Source organism: Pseudomonas sp. SLBN-26, assembly GCF_006715895.1.
GTDB lineage: Bacteria > Pseudomonadota > Gammaproteobacteria > Pseudomonadales > Pseudomonadaceae > Metapseudomonas > Metapseudomonas otitidis.
Map to the genome: position 1 here is coordinate 4,026,103 of NZ_VFOB01000001.1, position 16,885 is coordinate 4,042,987.

Below are 16,885 nucleotides of genomic sequence, written 5' to 3' on the forward strand. Positions count from 1 at the left end.
CACCATGCGTCGCCTCATCTTCTGCCTCTTCGCCCTCTGCCTGTCCCTGCCCGCCGTCGCGGAGCGCAAACAGACCTTCGGCGAGCTCGACGTGCACTACAGCGCCTTCAACTCCGGCTTCCTGCAGCCGGACATCGCCGCCGCAGCCGGCCTGGTGCGCAGCAAGACCCAGGGCGTGGTGAACATCGCCGTGCTCAAGGCCGGCAAACCCAGCACTGCCCAGGTCAGCGGCCAGGTCAAGGACCTGCTCGGCAAGGTCACGCCACTGGCCTTCCGCCAGGTCAGCGAAGGGGGCGCCATCTACTACCTGGCGCAGTTCCCCTTCACCCAGCGCGAAATGTTCAACTTCTCCCTCACGGTGCAGCAGGGCGACGGCGCCCCGCACACCTTCACCTTCGACCAGGAATTCTTCCCAGACGAATGATGCCCTTCAAGGAACTGGTGCTGGCCAGTCACAACGCCGGCAAGCTCAAGGAACTCCAGGCCATGCTGGGTGACAGCGTGCGCGTGCGCTCCATCGGCGAGTTCAGCGACGTCGAACCCGAGGAGACTGGCCTGACCTTCGTCGAGAACGCCATCCTCAAGGCCCGCAACGCCGCGCGCGTCTCGGGCCTGCCGGCCCTGGCGGACGACTCCGGCCTGGCGGTGGACGTCCTCGGCGGCGCGCCGGGCATCTACTCCGCGCGCTACGCCGGTGGCCAGGGCGATGCCGCCAACAACGCCAAGCTGCTGGACGCCCTGAAGGACGTACCGGAAGCCGGCCGTGGTGCGCAGTTCATCTGCTCCCTGGCACTGATGCGCCACGCCGACGACCCGCTGCCGATCCTCTGCGAGGGCCTCTGGCGCGGCAGCATCCTCTTCGAGGCACGCGGCGAGCACGGCTTCGGCTACGACCCGCTGTTCTGGGTCGCCGAATGCAACGCCTCCGCCGCCGAACTGGCCCCGGCGGACAAGAACCGCCTGAGCCACCGCGCCCGCGCCATGGCCCTGCTCAAGCAGCGGTTGGGGATATGAAGCCGGACGCCGGAAGCCCCGCGTCGCACGTCACACCCGACGCACCGGAGCACCTGCCCCAGGGCTTCCAGCTGCCGCCCCTGGCGGCCTACGTGCACATCCCCTGGTGCGTGCGCAAATGCCCGTACTGCGACTTCAACTCCCACGCCGCCGGCCCGGAGCTGCCCGAGACGGACTACGTCGACGCCGTGCTGGCGGACCTGGAACAGGACCTCGTCCACGTCCACGGCCGCCCGCTGACCTCGATCTTCTTCGGCGGCGGCACCCCCAGCCTGTTCAGCGCCGCGGCCCTGGGCCGGCTGCTGGAAGGCATCGAACGCCGGGTGCCCTTCGCCCCTGACATCGAGATCACCCTGGAAGCCAACCCGGGCACCTTCGAGCAAGCCAAGTTCTCTGCCTACCGCCAGCTCGGCATTAACCGCCTGTCCATCGGCGTGCAGAGCTTTCAGGGCGACAAGCTCAAGGCCCTGGGACGCATCCACGACGGCAGCGAGGCGATCCGCGCCGCCGACATGGCGCGCAACGCCGGCTTTGACAACTTCAACCTGGACCTGATGCACGGCCTGCCGGACCAGAGCCTGGAGGACGCGCTCTACGACCTGCGCACCGCCATCGCCCAGGGGCCGACCCACCTCTCCTGGTACCAGCTGACCATGGAGCCGAACACCGTGTTCTGGTCCCAGCCGCCCCAGCTGCCGGAAGATGACCTGCTGTGGGACATCCAGGAAGCCGGCCAGGCCCTGCTGGCCGAGGCCGGCTACGCCCAGTACGAGGTGTCCGCCTACGCCCGCGCCGGGCGCCAGGCCCGGCACAACCTCAACTACTGGACCTTCGGCGACTTCCTCGGCATCGGCGCCGGCGCCCACGCCAAGCTGAGCAGCCCCGAGGGCCGCATCCAGCGCACCTGGAAGACCCGCCTGCCCAAGGACTACCTCGACCCGGCCAAGGCCTTCCAGGCCGGCGCACGGGAGCTGGACGCCGACGAGCTGCCCTTCGAGTTCCTGATGAACGCCCTGCGCCTCACCGACGGCGTTCCCGCCGGGCTCTATCCCCAGCGCACCGGGCTGCCCCTGGCCGACCTGGCAGCTTCACGCCGCGAGGCCGAGGCCCAGGGCCTGCTCCAGGCCGACCCCGCGCGCCTGGCGGCCACGCCCAAGGGCCAGCTGTTTCTCAACGACCTGCTGCAACGCTTCCTGCCCTGAGGGCTAAGGACGATCGATGGACCTGATCCTGGACCTGGTAGCCACCCTCTCGCGCTGGAGCCGTGGCCACCTCTACGACATCTCCCTGGCCATCATGGCCACCCTGCTGGTGCTGCTCGGCCCGGGCATCAACGCCTGGATCCAGCAGCGCATCGGCGGGCTCAACTTCCTCTTCCGCACCCTGCTGTTCGTCACCCTCTGCGCGCTGGGCTACGGGCTGGCGATGATCTTCCTCACGCCCTGGCTGGCCAAGGGCCTGGGCTACTTCAACAACTACACCCTGGCCCCCGTGCTGCTCCTGGTGTTCTTCCTGATCGGCGTCCTGGCTGATCGGAGCTGAGTCCGGGCCAAAGCAAACAACTGCTCTCTCCTCCAGTCTCTCCTCATGGAAAAGTGTGGAGCGTGATGGGCGCGCACGCTGGAGTCGTGCCGAGCCACGGAGGTGAGGCAGGAAAAATGCCCCTTCAGGAGGCCGAGTGGAATCATCGCGTAAGGGGTTGAGCGACATGGATGTCGCGAGAGCGCTGCCGGGCCATGGATGGCCCGTCAGCGCGGGCCCCTGGAGCGACGATGGAACGAGGGAACCCGACGGCAGTCGGGCCGGATGCAGGGGCGAGCCTTTTTGGTTTCTTTTTTGGCGACTGAAAAAAGAAACTCGCCCGGCAAGGCGAAACAGGCGATATCAACAAAACTCAGCAATCAACCGTTCCGCACGGTACAGGGAAACAACCAATAAAAAACCGCCCCGAAGGGCGGTTGGAGCGTGGCCAGGCAGGCCGGAATATCAGTTGCCTTCGCGGCGCAGGGCCTGGGGCGTGAAGTCACGCGGGCCGAGGGGCGCTTTGAAGTCGTACATCGGTTCGTTGTTGTCCAGGCCATCGGCGAAATAGCGCGAGCCGGCGAAGTCGTAGATGGTCTCCAGGGTGCTGCCGAACATGGGGACATCGTAGTAGCTGATCGGGTGACTTTCCTGCAGGCCGGTCAGTTTTCCGTCCTTGTCGTACAGGTCCACCGCGAGGATCTGCCAGCTGTCCTCATCGATGTAGAAGCGGCGCTTGGCGTAGGGATGGGTGAAGCCCTTGCGCAGCGCGGCTTCGACGATCCAGACGCGGTGCAGCTCGTAGCGCAGCAGGTCCGGGTTGACGAACTTGGTCTTGAGGATCTGATCGTAGGGGATGCCCTTCTGGTGCACCGCGTAGCTGTTGTACGGCACGAGCATTTCCTGCTTGCCCACCAGCGTCCAGTCGTAGCGTTCCGGCGCGCCGTTGTAGGAGTCGACCACGTCGGCGGTGGCCATGCCGTTGGTGTCCGGCTGCAGGGTGTCGTAGGCCAGCATCGGCAGGCGACGGACGCGACGCTCGCCCCGGTTGAAGCGCCAGGCCTTGCGGATGGACAGCACCTGGTCGAGGGTTTCCTGCACCACCAGCGCCGAGCCCGCGAGCTTGGCCGGGGCCACCACCGCGTACTTGTAATAGAAGATGGTGTTTTCCAGGTCCTTCGGGGTCACGCCGTCGCGGCCGTAGACGAAGTAGATGTTGCGATCCAGCTTCAGCAGGTTGTAGCTGCCGTTGGCCAGCACCGCCGCCTGGTTGGTGACGAAATGGATCTGGTCACCGCGGTAGCGCAGGATGTGGTTCCAGATCACCTCCAGCCCGCTGGCCGGGATCGGGAACGGGATGCCCGCCGCCACACCCTGCACGCCGTTGCCGCCGGCGATCAGCTCGCCATTGAGGGCATTGAGGCGGGTCGCGTCGTAGATGCGCTGGGGGGCGGCTGCGCTGCGGTGGGTCGGGAAGACCCGAATGGAATAGTCGGGGTAGGTTTCCACCAGCGCCTTCAGGCCGGCAGGCAGGTGCGCGGCGTACTGGCTGGCATTGCGGGCCGTGATCACGTACTTGGGCGATTCGCCGGCGTAGGGATCGGGGTGGTGCATGCCCGGCTGGTAGCTGGCGGGCGGGGTGGACAGGCCGCCGTCCCAGGCGGGAATGGAACCCTCGGCGTTGCCGGCGCGCTGGCCGCCCAGCGGCGTCAGCTCCCCTCCCAAACGCGCGGCCTGGTCGGCGTCGACCTTGGCCTGGGCCTGCAGGGCGCAGGACGCCAGCAGCAGAATTGCTAACTTTCTCAACACAGCCTTCTCCTCGCGGCGCTCACGGGTGGCGTCGCTCTTGTTCTTGTGCCACCGCCGGCGAGGCGGGGCCTGTTCAGTGTCGGATCAGGTGAGGGGTGCCGTCCTGGCGGCCGGGTGGTCCCGGTCTGTGTATAGGGTCGTTCCTGGATGCCCCGTGCTGCCAGGGCACGGGGCGGGTACTGCGGTGGATCAGTCGATGCGCTGGAACTTCAGGTCCCAGACACCGTGACCGAGGCGCTCGCCACGGCGTTCGAACTTGGTCACCGGGCGCTCTTCGGGGCGCGGCACGTAGCGGCCGTCCTCGGCGAGGTTGCGGTAGCCCGGGGCGGCGTTCATCACCTCGAGCATGTGCTCGGCGTAGTGCTCCCAGTCGGTGGCCATGTGCAGCACGCCGCCGACCTTGAGCTTGCTGCGCACCAGCTCGGCGAAGCTGGGCTGGACGATACGGCGCTTGTGATGACGGGCCTTGTGCCACGGGTCCGGGAAGAACAGCAGGACGCGGTCGAGGCTGGCGTCAGCGACGCAGTCCCGCAGGACTTCGAGGGCATCGCAGGTGTAGACGCGGATGTTGTCGATGTTCTGGGTCAGCATGCCGTTGAGCAGCGCACCGACGCCGGGGCGGTGCACCTCGACGCCGATGAAGTCCTCGCCCCGCGAGGCGGCGGCCATTTCCAGGGTCGAGTGCCCCATGCCGAAGCCGATCTCGAAGGTGCGCGGTGCACGGCGTCCGAACACCGCGTCGAAGTCCTGCAGGCCGTCGGCCAGCTCCAGGCCGAAGCGCGGCAGGCCCTGGTCGAGCCCGCGCTGCTGGCCGTCGGTCATGCGGCCGGCGCGCATCACGAAGCTCTTGATGGTGCGGTGGCGTACTTCGCCGTTCTCGTTCGGCGAATCCAGCTGTTCAGTCATGGAGGTTCTCAGCGAATCAGACCATCCAGCGGCGAGGAGGCGCTGGCGTAGAGCTTGCGGGGCATGCGGCCGGCCAGGTAGGCCAGGCGGCCGGCGACGATGGCGTGCTTCATGGCCTCGCCCATCATCACCGGGTCCTGGGCATGGGCGATGGCGCTGTTCATCAGCACCGCGTCGCAGCCCATCTCCATGGCGATGGTGGCGTCGGAGGCGGTGCCGACACCGGCGTCGACCAGCACGGGCACGCGGGTCTCCTCGAGGATGATCCGCAGGTTGTAGGGGTTGCAGATGCCGAGGCCGGAGCCGATCAGGCCGGCCAGCGGCATGATGGCGATGCAGCCGATCTCGGCCAGCTGGCGGGCGACGATGGGGTCGTCGCTGGTGTACACCATCACGTCGAAACCTTCCTTGACCAGCACTTCGGCGGCCTTGAGGGTCTCGATGACGTTGGGGAAGAGGGTCTTCTGGTCGGCCAGCACTTCCAGCTTCACCAGGTTGTGGCCATCCAGCAGCTCACGGGCCAGTCGGCAGGTGCGCACGGCCTCGATGGCGTCGTAGCAGCCAGCGGTGTTCGGCAGGATGGTGTAGCGGCTGGGCGGAATCACGTCGAGCAGGTTGGGCTCGCCCGGGTTCTGGCCGATGTTGGTGCGGCGCACCGCCACGGTGACGATCTCGGCGCCGGAGGCCTCGATGGCCAGACGGGTCTCGTCGAGGTCCTTGTACTTGCCGGTGCCGACCAGCAGGCGCGACTCATAGGTCCGACCTGCCAGGGTGAATGGCTTGTCGATCGGCTTCTGACTCATGTGGACTCCTTGCGGGCGGCTAGCCGCCTCCGATGGCGTGTACCACTTCCACCTGGTCGCCATCGCGCAGGACGGTGGCGGCATGCTGGCTGCGCGGCACGATGTCGAGGTTGAGCTCGACCGCGACACGGCGGCCAGCCAGGTCGAGTCGGACGATCAGGTCCGCGACGGTCAGGCCGTCGGGCAGTTCGTGGGATTCGCCGTTCAACTGGATGCGCATGACGGGACGGTCACAACATTGGGGGGCCCGCATTCTAGCCCCGAACCCTGGGGATGACCAAGGCTGAATGACGCCATTCGTCCTGCTTTTTGACGCCAGGGTCAGGCCTGCTTCAGCGCGCGGCGAGGCGCCACGCAGCAAGCCCCAGGCACAGCCAGCCGGCCAGGAAGGACACGCCGCCGAAGGGGGTGATGATGCCCAGCTTGCCGATGCCGCTGAGGGTGAGCAGGTAGAGGCTGCCGGAGAACAGCAGGATGCCGAGGGCGAAGCAGCCGCCGGCCGCGTTCACCAGGCGCCCCGGTGCGTGGAGGCTGAGCAGGGCGACGCCGAACAGCGCCAAGGCGTGGATCAGCTGGTAGTGGGTGCCGGTCTGGAACACCGCCAGGTGCTCCGGGCTCAGCCGGGCCTTGAGGCCGTGGGCAGCGAAGGCGCCGAGGGCGACGCCGGTGAAGCCGGTGAAGGCGGCGAGCAGCAGGAACAACCGGGCCATTGGGCACTCCAGACAGGATGAGAGCGGCCGCTATAATGGCGCGCCAACCCGCCCAGGCCAAGCCACGCATGATCCGATCCCTGAGTCGTCGCCTGTTCAAGCTGCTGATCTGGTTCGCCGCCGGTTCCGTCCTGCTGGTGCTGCTGTTCCGCTGGGTGCCGCCGCCCGGCAGCATGATCATGGTGGAGCGCAAGGTGGAGTCGTGGATCGATGGCGACCCCATCGACCTGCAGCGCACCTGGCGCCCCTGGAAGGAACTGCCCGACGACCTGAAGGTGGCGGTGATCGCCGCCGAGGATCAGAAGTTCGCCGAGCACTGGGGCTTCGACGTACCCGCCATCCGTGCCGCCCTGGCACACAACGAGCGCGGCGGCTCCCTGCGCGGGGCCAGCACCCTGAGCCAGCAGGTGGCCAAGAACCTGTTCCTCTGGTCCGGCCGCAGCTGGCTGCGCAAGGGGCTGGAGGCCTGGTTCACGGTGCTGATCGAGACGCTCTGGCCGAAGCAGCGCATCCTCGAGGTTTACCTCAACAGCGTGGAATGGGGTGACGGCGTGTTCGGCGCCGAGGCGGCCGCGCGCCACCACTTCGGCATCGGCGCGCCCTACCTGTCACGGCGCCAGGCCAGCCTGCTGGCCGCCGTGCTGCCCAACCCCCGGGAATGGAATGCCGGGCGCCCGGGCAGCTACGTCGCCCGCCGCGCCGGCTGGATCCGCCAGCAGATGAGCCAGCTGGGGGGCAGCCAGTACCTGGAGCAGCTCAAGCCGGCCGTGCCGTTCTGATCACTGCTTGAGGGTGGCGCGGGGCACTACGCGGATGCGGTGCACCTGGCCATCCACCACCTGGGCGGTCAGGCCTTCCACCGGGTAGACCCAGGCTTCTCCCACCCCCAACTGGAGCCGCAGGCGGGGCTGGCCGACGCTGGCCACCAGCCGCTCCGCGTCCGGCAGCTGCTGGGGGCGGACTTCCAGGGCTGACAAGCGGTGCTGCCCCAGTTGGTCCAGCATCTGCCGGCTGAGGGGCTGCTCGCCCTCCGGGGAGTGCCCGCCCAGGGCCTTGAGCAGGCTCGCGCGCTCGGCGTCGTCCAGGGCCAGTTCACCTTCCAGGTTGCAGGCATCCTCGCCTTCCCCTTCGCTGCGGAACAGCAGTTGCGGGCCTTCGCCGGCGTTGCGCAGCCAGAGCTCGCCATGGGCCTGATCGTCCAGCGCCGCCAGGGTCAGCGTGCCTTCGGCCATGGGTTCCAGCAGCGGCGATTGCCAGGCTTCCAGGCAGGCCAGGGGGGCGGCGGGCTCGCCACCCCGCTGCATCCAAATCGCCAGGCCGAAGAACAGCACGGCTACCAGCACAAACAACACGCCGTGGGCGGGGCGCAGGGACGGCATCGCCATGGTCGATTTCTCCGGGCAGAAAAAAGCCGCCCGTTGGGGCGGCTTTCGATCATGCGACGGCTCAGGCCTGGATGAAGCCCTTGAGCTTGTTCATCGCGTTCTTCTCCAGCTGGCGGATACGCTCGGCGGAGACGTTGTACTTGGCGGCCAGGTCGTGCAGCGTGGCCTTCTCCTCGGCCAGCCAGCGCTGGTGGAGGATGTCGCGGCTGCGCTCGTCCAGGCCTTCCAGCGCTTCGTGCAGGTTGGCAGTGGAGCTGTCGCTCCAGTCCGCTTCCTCCAGCTGACGCGCCGGGTCGTAGCGGTGGTCTTCCAGGTAGTGCGCGGGGGACTGGTAGGCCGCGTCGTCGTCGGCATCCGCCGCCGGGTCGAAGGCCATATCATGGCCGGTCAGCCGGCTTTCCATCTCGCGTACTTCATGGGGTTCCACGCCCAGGCTCTGGGCCACGGCATGGACTTCTTCGTTGTTCAGCCAGGACAGGCGCTTCTTCTGGCTGCGCAGGTTGAAGAACAGCTTGCGCTGCGCCTTGGTGGTGGCGACCTTGACGATGCGCCAGTTGCGCAGGATGAACTCGTGGATCTCGGCCTTGATCCAGTGCACCGCGAAGGACACCAGGCGCACGCCCATCTCGGGGTTGAAGCGCTTCACGGCCTTCATCAGGCCGACGTTGCCTTCCTGGATCAGGTCGGCCTGGGCCAGGCCGTAACCGGAATAACTCTTGGCGATGTGTACAACGAAGCGCAGGTGCGCCAACACCATTTGCCGCGCCGCTTCCAGATCCTGTTGGTAGAAGAGGCGTTCGGCCAGTTCGCGCTCCTGTTCGACCGTCAGCAGCGGGATGCCGTTGACCGCATGCACATAGGCATCCAGGTTCGCACCGGGGGCCAGGGCATAGACAGGTTGCAGGGAAGTGGTCATGCGAATCCTCCGATTCACTAAGCTCGCGCAGTGTAGCACTGGCCTTTATGACTGCAAGGGGGCGTAAAAGTTTCGTTACACCCCTCGTTTCCGCCCCGTCCCGGGGCGGTTCTGCTAGCGCGGCGCCAGCTCGCTGAGGTGGCGCGCCACCGCCAGCCAGGCGCCGATGTAGCCCAGCAGGATGGCGCCGAGCAGCAGCGACAATCCGTCGCCCAGCGGCACGCCGACAAGGGCGAAGTCACTGCCGTACAAACCGGCCAGGCGCACCACGGCGTCGTTCAGCCAGTCCAGCCCGTAGGCCAGCACCAGCCAGGCCAGCAGGCCGGCACCCACGCCATACAGCGCGCCCATATAAAGGAAGGGACGCCGCACGTAGCTGTCGGTTCCACCCACCAGCTTGATCACTTCGATCTCGATCCGGCGGTTCTCGATGTGCAGGCGGATGGTGTTGCCGATCACCAGCAACAGCGCCAGCACCAGCAGCACGGTGAGCCCGAAGATGAAACGCTCGCCCAGCTTGAGGATGGCGCTCAGGCGCTCGACCCACACCAGGTCGAGCTGGGCCTGCTGCACCCGGGGCAGCTCGGCCAGGCGCAGGCGCAGGGCTTCCAGGGTGGTCTTGTCGACTTCCTTGGGCGTCACCAGGATCACGCCGGGCAAGGGGTTCTCCGGCAGCTCCTTGAGTGCCTGGCCCAGGCCGGTCTGCTGCTGGAACTCTTCGAGCGCCTGCTCGCGGCTGATCCACTCGGCTTCGGCCACGTCGGGCATGCCGGCGATCTCGTCGCGCAGCTTGCGGCCGTCGGCTTCGCTGGCGTCCATCTGCAGGAACAGGGAGATCTGCGCCGCGCGCTGCCAGGAGCCGCCCAGGCGTTCGACGTTGTTGAGCAGCAGCGACAGCCCCATGGGCAGGCTCAGGGCAATGGCCATCACCAGGCTGGTGAAGAAGCTGCCGATGGGCTGCCGGCCCAGGCGGCGCAGGCTGTCCATCAGGCTGGCACGGTGGCTTTCCAGCCAGGCCGCCAGCAGGGTGCGGAAATCCGGGCCGTCATCGCCGTCTTTATGCGGCTCCTCGGGACGGGCCGTGGCGCCCACGCGCTCGGCGGGCTTGGGTGGCGGCATGCGGGATGCGCTCATCAGCCGGCCTCCCCGTCGCCGATCAGGCGGCCGCGTTGCAGGGTCAGCATGCGGTGGCGCATGCGGGCGATCAGTGCCAGGTCGTGGCTGGCGATCAGAACCGTGGTGCCCAAGCGGTTGATGTCCTCGAAAACGCCCATGATCTCGGCGGCCAGGCGCGGGTCCAGGTTGCCGGTGGGTTCATCCGCCAGCAGCAGGGCCGGGCGATGCACCACGGCGCGGGCGATGCCCACGCGCTGTTGCTGGCCGGTGGACAGGTCGGCCGGGAACAGCTCGGCCTTGTCCGACAGGGACACACGCTCCAGAGCGATGCCCACGCGCTTGGCGATCTCCGGCTTGGACAGGCCGTGGATCTGCAGCGGCAGCGCCACGTTGTCGAACACGGTGCGGTCGAACAGCAGCTGGTGGTTCTGGAACACCACGCCGATCTGCCGGCGCAGGAAGGGGATCTGGGAGTTGGTGATGGTGGAGAGGTCCTGCCCGGCCAGCAGCAGCTTGCCGGTGGTGGGACGCTCCATGGCCAGCAGCAGCCGCAGCAGGGTGCTCTTGCCGGCGCCGGAGTGGCCGGTGACGAAGAGGAACTCGCCCCGGCGGACGCGGAAACTCAGTTCATGCAGGCCGACATGGCCATTGGGATAGCGCTTGCCGACCTGCTCGAAGCGGATCATGCGCGCTCCTGCTCGGCGAACAGGGCGCGGACGAAGGCCTCGGCCTCGAAGTCGCGCAGGTCGTCGATACCTTCACCCACGCCGATGTAGCGAATCGGCAGGGCGAACTGCTTGGCCAGGGCGAAGATCACGCCGCCCTTGGCGGTGCCGTCCAGCTTGGTCAGCGCCAGGCCCGACAGGCTCACCGCCTGGTGGAACTGCTTGGCCTGGTTGATGGCGTTCTGGCCGGTGCCGGCGTCCAGCACCAGCAGCACTTCGTGGGGAGCGGTCTCGTCCAGCTTGCCGATCACGCGGCGCACCTTCTTCAGCTCCTCCATGAGGTTGTCCTTGGTGTGCAGGCGCCCGGCGGTGTCGGCGATCAGCACATCCACACCACGGGCCTTGGCGGCCTGCACGGCATCGAAGATCACCGAGGCGGAGTCGGCGCCGGTGTGCTGGGCGATGACGGCGATGTTGTTGCGCTCGCCCCACACCTGCAGCTGCTCGACGGCAGCAGCGCGGAAGGTGTCACCGGCGGCGAGCATGACCTTCTTGCCCTCCAGCTGCAGCTTCTTGGCCAGCTTGCCGATGGTGGTGGTCTTGCCGACGCCGTTCACGCCGACCACGAGGATCACGTAGGGGCGCTTGGCGCTGTCGATCACCAGCTTCTGCTCGACGGGCTTGAGCAGGCTGGCCAGCTCGTCCTGCAGCGCCTTGTACAGCGCATCGGCGTCAGCCAGCTGCTTGCGCGCGACCTTCTGGGTCAGGCTCTGGACGATGGCGGTGGTGGCCTCGACGCCGACGTCGGCGGTCAGCAGGCGGGTCTCGATCTCGTCCAGCAGGTCGTCATCGATGGCCTTGCGCCCGAGGAACAGGCTGGCCATGCCCTCGCCGATGCTGGCGCTGGTCTTCGACAGGCCCTGCTTGAGGCGGGCGAAGAAGCCGGCGCGGGCCGGCTCGGCGGCCACCGGTGCAGCCGCCTCGGGGACGGCCTCGGCAGCCGGAGCGACTGCCGCCGCCTCGGGCAGCGGCTCCACCGGCACGGCAACCGGCGCCGGCGAGGGCACCACGGCGGGGACCTCTGCAACGGGCTGCTCGGCCTGGGCCACGACGGGCTCGACCAGCGCAACCGGTTCAACAGGCACCGTCGGCTCGGCGGGGGCGACCACTTCAGGTACAGGTGCAGGTGCAGGTGCAGGTGCAGGTGCAGGTGCAGGTGCAGGTGCAGGTGCAGGTGCAGGTGCAGCAGGCTCGGGGACGATGGGCGCGGGCGCAACCGGCTCGGGCTGAGCGGCGCTCACCGACTCGGGCGCCGGAGCGGACGTCGGAACCTCGGCGGTTTCGACGGCCGGTGCGGCCTCAGGGGTGGGCTCGGGCTGGGCCGGCGCCGCGTCCTGGGACTTGCGGCGGAACCAGCCGAACAGGGATTTTTTCTCGGCCGACTCGGCCGGCGTCTTCTTGTCGTCGTTGGAACCAAACATGGGTAGCTTGCATCTCAAGGAGCGGCCGCTGCGGGCCTGGCCCGACAGCTTGGCCGCGCCGGAAAAGGATGGAGTATCCTAGCACCTCTTCGCCCGCAGGCGGTACGCCCCGCGGGCCCGTCGGACAGGTCCCCAGTATTGATGAAAGCGATCACCCGCCAGGCCACCGGCCTGCTGCTCGGCAGCCTGTTGCTGCCCATGGCGGCCTTCGCCGCCGAGACCCAACCCACCCATGAATACACCCTCGAAAACGGCCTGAAAGTCATCGTCAGAGAAGACCACAGGGCCCCCGTGGTGGTTTCACAACTTTGGTACAAGGTCGGCTCCAGCTACGAAACGCCCGGCCAGACCGGCCTCTCCCACGCCCTCGAACACATGATGTTCAAGGGCAGCAGCAAGCTCGGCCCCGGCGAGGCATCCCTCGTCCTGCGCGACCTCGGCGCGGAGGAGAACGCCTTCACCAGCGACGACTACACCGCCTACTACCAAGTGCTGGCCAAGGACCGCCTCGGCGTGGCCTTCGAGCTGGAGGCCGACCGCATGGCCAGCCTCCGCCTGCCGCCCGAGGAGTTCCAGCGCGAGATCGAGGTGATCAAGGAAGAGCGTCGCCTGCGCACCGACGACCGCCCCGGCGCCAAGGCCTTCGAACGCTTCAAGGCCATGGCCTACCCGGCCAGCGGCTACCACACCCCCACCATCGGCTGGATGGCCGACCTCGAACGCATGAAGGTCGAGGAACTGCGCCATTGGTATGAGGCCTGGTACGTGCCCAACAACGCCACCCTGGTGGTGGTCGGCGACGTCACCGGTGACGAGGTCAAGGCCCTGGCCCAGCGCTGGTTCGGCGCCATCCCCGCGCGCCCGGTGCCGCCGGCGAAGCAGCCCCTGGAGCTGCCCACGCCCGGCGAGCGACGCCTCGTCGTGCACGTGAAGACCCAGCTGCCCAGCCTGCTGATGGCCTTCAACGTGCCCAGCCTGGCCACCGCCAAAGACGCCCGCCAGGTGCACGCCCTGCGTCTGGCCTCGGCCCTGCTCGACGGCGGCTACAGCGCGCGCCTGCCCAGCCACCTGGAGCGGGGCGAAGAACTGGTGAGCGGCGCATCCGCCAGCTACGACGGCTACAGCCGGGGCGACAGCCTGTTCACCCTCAGCGCCACCCCCAACGCCCAGAAGGGCAAGACCCTGGAGCAGGCCGAAGCCGGCCTCTGGCGCGAGCTGGAGGCCCTCAAGCAGACGCCGCCCAGCGAGGACGAGCTCCAGCGCGTGCGCGCCCAGGTGATCGCCGGCCTGGTCTACGAGCGCGACTCCATCACCAGCCAGGCCTCCACCATCGGCCAGCTGGAGACCGTCGGCCTGTCCTGGCGCCTGATGGAGCAGGACCTCGCCGCCCTGGAAGCCGTCACCCCGGCGGATATCCAGGCCGCCGCCCGCACCTTCTTCACCCGCGACCGCCTCAGCGTCGCCCACGTACTGCCCGAGGAACCCCGCCATGAGTGAGCGCAACGGCCTGCGTTACGGCCTGCTCGGCCTGGCCCTGATCGCCCTGCTGGGCGTGCTCGTCCTGATCGTCAACCGCCCCGGGGAGGCCGTGGCCGCCACCGAGGCGAGCGACGCCCCCAAGCTGGCCTCCATCGCCGAACTCGACGGCAAGGCCCCGGCCAGCCGCAAGCTGGACATCCAGCAGTGGGAAACCGCCGAAGGCGCCCGGGTGCTGTTCGTCGCCGCCCCCGAGCTGCCGATGTTCGACCTGCGCCTGACCTTCGCCGCTGGCAGCAGCCAGGACGGTGACACCCCCGGCCTGGCCACCCTGACCAACGCCATGCTCAACGAAGGCGTGAAGGGCAAGGACGTCACCGCCATCGCCCGGGGCTTCGAAGGCCTGGGCGCGGACTTCAGCAACGGTGCCTACCGCGACATGGCCATCGCCGGCCTGCGCAGCCTCACCGACCCGGCCCAGCGCGAGCCGGCTCTGGAGCTATTCACCCAGGTGGTGGGCGCGCCGACCTTCCCCGAGGACTCCCTGGCCCGCATCAAGAACCAGATGCTCGCCGGCTTCGAGTACCAGAAGCAGAACCCCGGCAAGCTCGCCGGCCTCGCCCTGTTCGAGAAGCTCTACGGCCAGCACCCCTACGCCCACCCCAGCGAAGGCGACGCGAAGAGCGTGCCGGGCATCACCGTCGCCCAGCTCAAGGCCTTCCACCAGAAGGGCTACGCCGCCGGCAACGTGGTGATCGCCCTGGTCGGCGACCTCTCCCGCGAGGAAGCCGAGGCCATCGCCAGCCGCGTTTCCCAGGCACTGCCCAAGGGCCCGCGCCTGGCCAGGACCGAGGCGCCCAAGGGGCCGGAGCCCGGCACCACCCACATCGAGTTCCCCTCGGCGCAGACCCACCTGCTGCTGGCCCAGCTCGGCATCGACCGCGCCGAGCCGGACTACGCCGCGCTCTACCTGGGCAACCAGATCCTCGGCGGCGGCGGCTTCGGCACCCGCCTGATGGAAGAAGTGCGGGAGAAGCGCGGCCTCACCTACGGCGTCAGCTCCGGCTTCACCGCCATGCAGGTGCAGGGCCCGTTCATGATCGGCCTGCAAACCCGCGCCGAACTCAGCGACGGCACCCTCAAGCTGGTCAAGGACATCGTCCGCGACTACCTGGCCCAGGGCCCGACCCAGAAGGAACTGGACGACGCCAAGCGCGAACTGGCCGGCAGCTTCCCGCTGTCCACCGCCAGCAACGCCGACATCGTCGGCCAACTGGGCGCCATCGGCTTCTACGGCCTGCCGCTGACCTACCTGGAGGACTTCATGAAGCAGGTCCAGGGCCTCAGCGTCGAGCAGGTGAAGGCGGCCATGGCCCGCCACCTCGACCCGGACCGCTTCATCATCGTCACCGCCGGCCCCACGGTTCCCCAGAAGGAACTGCCGGCACCGACCGAGAAGCGCTTCAAACCCAGCTTTGGCATCCCGGAGCACTGATGGCCACACGTACCCCGAAGAAGCCCTCGGCCCATGGCGGCCAGGGCCAGCTGCGCATCATCGGCGGCGAGTGGCGTTCGCGCCGCTTCGCCTTCCCCGACGGCCCCGGCCTGCGCCCGACGCCTGACCGCGTCCGCGAAACGCTGTTCAACTGGCTCGCCCCTTATATAGAAGGCGCGCGGGTGCTGGACCCCTTCACCGGCAGCGGCGCGCTCTACCTGGAGGCACTCTCCCGAGGGGCCCGCGAAGCCCTGGCGCTGGACCTCAACCCCGACTCGGTGGCCGCCCTGCGCGGCACCCTGGACACCCTGCGCTGCGGCACCGGCCAACTGCTGCAGGCCGACGCCCTGCGCTACCTGGCCAACCAGGCCGCGACGCCCTACGACCTGGTGTTCCTCGACCCGCCGTTCAACCTCGGCCTGCTGCAACCGGTGTGCACGTTGCTGGAAGAGCGTGGCTGGCTGGCCAACGACGCCTGGGTCTACACCGAAAGCGAAGCCGCACCTTCCTCCCTCGGCCTGCCGGGCAACTGGCGGCTGCACCGGGAGAAGAAGACCGGCAACGTCCACTACGCCCTCTGGCACCGCACCGCGTGAACGACTTCCGCCCCGCCTGGTGGCTGCCCGGCCCGCACCTGCAGACGCTGTGGTCGCCCTTCTTCCGCAACCCGCCCCGGCTGGAACGCCAGCGCGAGCGCCTGTGGCTGGAGGATGGCGACTTCATCGACCTGGACTGGTACGGCCCCCATGACGCCCATGCCCCGCTGGTGCTGGTGCTTCACGGGCTGACCGGCTCGTCCAGCTCGCTCTACGTGCTCGGCCTGCAGCAGCGCCTGGCGGAGCAGGGCTGGGCCAGCGTGGCGATCAACTGGCGCGGCTGCTCCGGCGAGCCCAACCTGCTGCCCCGGGGCTACCACTCCGGCGCCAGCGAAGACCTGGCCGCCACCGTGGAACACCTGCGCCGCACCCGCCCCCTGGCGCCGCTCCATGCGGTGGGCTACTCCCTGGGCGGCAACGTGCTGCTGAAGTACCTGGGGGAGTCCGGCGAGACCTGCCCGCTACAGGGCGCTGTGGCGGTGTCGGTGCCGTTCCGCCTGGATCAGTGCGCCGACCGCATCGGCCTGGGTTTCTCCAGGGTCTACCAGCGGCACTTCATGCGCGAGATGGTCGCCTACGTGCGCGACAAGCAGCGCCTGTTCGCCCACCAGGGCATGGCCGACCGCCTGTCGGTGCTGGAGCAGCTCGGCCCGCTGGACGGCCTGCGCACCTTCTGGGACTTCGATGGGCGCATCACCGCGCCGCTGCACGGCTACGCCGATGCCGACGACTACTACCGGCGCGCCTCCAGCCGCTTCTTCCTCGGTGCCATCCGCGTGCCGACGCTACTGATCCAGTCGGCGGACGACCCCTTCGTGTTCCGCCACAGCGTGCCGGAGGCCCACGAACTGTCCGCCAGCACCCGGCTGGAGCTGCACGACAAGGGGGGTCATGTGGGCTTCATCGGCGGCTCGCCGCGCCAGCCCGACTACTACCTGGAGCGGCGCATCCCCGCCTGGCTGGCCGCACTGCCGCGCTGACAGGCCTGCGCC

Annotated in this window: 19 protein-coding genes; 9 read left to right on the forward strand and 10 right to left on the reverse strand. The window is 68.4% G+C overall.

The window, feature by feature from the left end; translation table 11 throughout:
* Positions 1-4: 4 nt before the first annotated feature.
* Genes FBY21_RS18540 through FBY21_RS18555 form a run of 4 tightly spaced genes read left to right on the forward strand, consistent with a single transcriptional unit; the run spans position 5 to position 2,556 of the window.
* Positions 5-424 carry a DUF4426 domain-containing protein gene (locus tag FBY21_RS18540; protein WP_142012832.1) on the forward strand — a complete coding sequence of 140 codons (420 nt, stop codon included), beginning with the start codon at positions 5-7 and terminating at the stop codon, positions 422-424.
* The gene (gene rdgB, locus FBY21_RS18545) at positions 421-1,014 is read left to right on the forward strand and encodes an RdgB/HAM1 family non-canonical purine NTP pyrophosphatase (protein ID WP_142012834.1); all 594 of its coding nucleotides are present in this window, start codon (positions 421-423) and stop codon (positions 1,012-1,014) included. Before FBY21_RS18540 ends, rdgB begins: the two co-directional genes overlap by 4 nt.
* Positions 1,011-2,216: a radical SAM family heme chaperone HemW gene (gene hemW, locus FBY21_RS18550; protein ID WP_142012837.1), complete on the forward strand. Its 1,206-nt coding sequence runs from the start codon at positions 1,011-1,013 to the stop codon at positions 2,214-2,216. The genes rdgB and hemW overlap by 4 nt, the downstream gene beginning before the upstream one ends.
* Positions 2,217-2,232: 16 nt before the next feature.
* On the forward strand, positions 2,233-2,556 hold the full coding sequence (locus tag FBY21_RS18555; protein WP_044403610.1) for a DUF3392 domain-containing protein: 324 nt from the start codon (positions 2,233-2,235) through the stop codon (positions 2,554-2,556).
* 444 nt (positions 2,557-3,000) lie between these two features.
* Here FBY21_RS18555 and FBY21_RS18560 read toward each other — a convergent pair whose 3' ends face one another.
* The 5 genes from FBY21_RS18560 to FBY21_RS18580 form a co-directional block, all read right to left on the reverse strand.
* Positions 3,001-4,344 carry a DUF1329 domain-containing protein gene (locus FBY21_RS18560; RefSeq protein WP_142012839.1) on the reverse strand — a complete coding sequence of 448 codons (1,344 nt, stop codon included), beginning with the start codon at positions 4,342-4,344 and terminating at the stop codon, positions 3,001-3,003.
* Between the two features lie 189 nt (positions 4,345-4,533).
* Entirely contained in the window at positions 4,534-5,250 is a 717-nt protein-coding gene (gene trmB, locus FBY21_RS18565; protein ID WP_142012841.1) for a tRNA (guanosine(46)-N7)-methyltransferase TrmB, read from the reverse strand.
* A gap of 8 nt (positions 5,251-5,258) precedes the next feature.
* Positions 5,259-6,053, reverse strand: a complete 795-nt coding sequence (locus tag FBY21_RS18570) for a thiazole synthase (protein ID WP_044403617.1) — start codon at positions 6,051-6,053, stop codon at positions 5,259-5,261.
* A gap of 19 nt (positions 6,054-6,072) precedes the next feature.
* Positions 6,073-6,273, reverse strand: a complete 201-nt coding sequence (thiS, locus tag FBY21_RS18575) for a sulfur carrier protein ThiS (protein WP_044403619.1) — start codon at positions 6,271-6,273, stop codon at positions 6,073-6,075.
* Positions 6,274-6,385: 112 nt separating this feature from the next.
* Positions 6,386-6,763 (reverse strand): DUF423 domain-containing protein, encoded by a 378-nt coding sequence (locus FBY21_RS18580; RefSeq protein ID WP_074967184.1) that lies wholly within the window; start codon positions 6,761-6,763, stop codon positions 6,386-6,388.
* A 35-nt stretch (positions 6,764-6,798) separates the two neighbouring features.
* Between FBY21_RS18580 and mtgA the strand changes: the two genes are divergently transcribed.
* A complete protein-coding gene (gene mtgA / locus FBY21_RS18585; RefSeq protein ID WP_233473389.1) occupies positions 6,799-7,542 on the forward strand; it encodes a monofunctional biosynthetic peptidoglycan transglycosylase in 744 nt (247 codons plus the stop codon).
* Here mtgA and FBY21_RS18590 read toward each other — a convergent pair whose 3' ends face one another.
* The 5 genes from FBY21_RS18590 to ftsY form a co-directional block, all read right to left on the reverse strand.
* Positions 7,543-8,148: a hypothetical protein gene (locus FBY21_RS18590; protein ID WP_142012846.1), complete on the reverse strand. Its 606-nt coding sequence runs from the start codon at positions 8,146-8,148 to the stop codon at positions 7,543-7,545.
* 61 nt (positions 8,149-8,209) lie between these two features.
* Positions 8,210-9,064, reverse strand: coding sequence for an RNA polymerase sigma factor RpoH (gene rpoH, locus FBY21_RS18595; protein ID WP_107330245.1), 855 nt, complete (start codon positions 9,062-9,064; stop codon positions 8,210-8,212).
* A gap of 114 nt (positions 9,065-9,178) precedes the next feature.
* The gene (ftsX, locus tag FBY21_RS18600; protein ID WP_142012848.1) at positions 9,179-10,198 is read right to left on the reverse strand and encodes a permease-like cell division protein FtsX; all 1,020 of its coding nucleotides are present in this window, start codon (positions 10,196-10,198) and stop codon (positions 9,179-9,181) included.
* Positions 10,198-10,866, reverse strand: a complete 669-nt coding sequence (ftsE, locus tag FBY21_RS18605; protein ID WP_044403625.1) for a cell division ATP-binding protein FtsE — start codon at positions 10,864-10,866, stop codon at positions 10,198-10,200. The genes ftsX and ftsE overlap by 1 nt, the downstream gene beginning before the upstream one ends.
* The gene (gene ftsY / locus FBY21_RS18610) at positions 10,863-12,326 is read right to left on the reverse strand and encodes a signal recognition particle-docking protein FtsY (protein ID WP_142012850.1); all 1,464 of its coding nucleotides are present in this window, start codon (positions 12,324-12,326) and stop codon (positions 10,863-10,865) included. The genes ftsE and ftsY overlap by 4 nt, the downstream gene beginning before the upstream one ends.
* 141 nt (positions 12,327-12,467) lie before the next feature.
* Here ftsY and FBY21_RS18615 point away from each other — a divergent pair, with 141 nt between their 5' ends.
* Genes FBY21_RS18615 through FBY21_RS18630 form a run of 4 tightly spaced genes read left to right on the forward strand, consistent with a single transcriptional unit; the run spans position 12,468 to position 16,873 of the window.
* Positions 12,468-13,823, forward strand: coding sequence for a M16 family metallopeptidase (locus tag FBY21_RS18615; RefSeq protein WP_142012852.1), 1,356 nt, complete (start codon positions 12,468-12,470; stop codon positions 13,821-13,823).
* On the forward strand, positions 13,816-15,297 hold the full coding sequence (locus tag FBY21_RS18620) for a M16 family metallopeptidase (protein WP_142012854.1): 1,482 nt from the start codon (positions 13,816-13,818) through the stop codon (positions 15,295-15,297). The genes FBY21_RS18615 and FBY21_RS18620 overlap by 8 nt, the downstream gene beginning before the upstream one ends.
* Positions 15,297-15,893: a 16S rRNA (guanine(966)-N(2))-methyltransferase RsmD gene (gene rsmD, locus FBY21_RS18625; RefSeq protein ID WP_074967175.1), complete on the forward strand. Its 597-nt coding sequence runs from the start codon at positions 15,297-15,299 to the stop codon at positions 15,891-15,893. The genes FBY21_RS18620 and rsmD overlap by 1 nt, the downstream gene beginning before the upstream one ends.
* Positions 15,890-16,873: a hydrolase gene (locus FBY21_RS18630; protein ID WP_142012856.1), complete on the forward strand. Its 984-nt coding sequence runs from the start codon at positions 15,890-15,892 to the stop codon at positions 16,871-16,873. The genes rsmD and FBY21_RS18630 overlap by 4 nt, the downstream gene beginning before the upstream one ends.
* Positions 16,874-16,885: the final 12 nt, after the last annotated feature.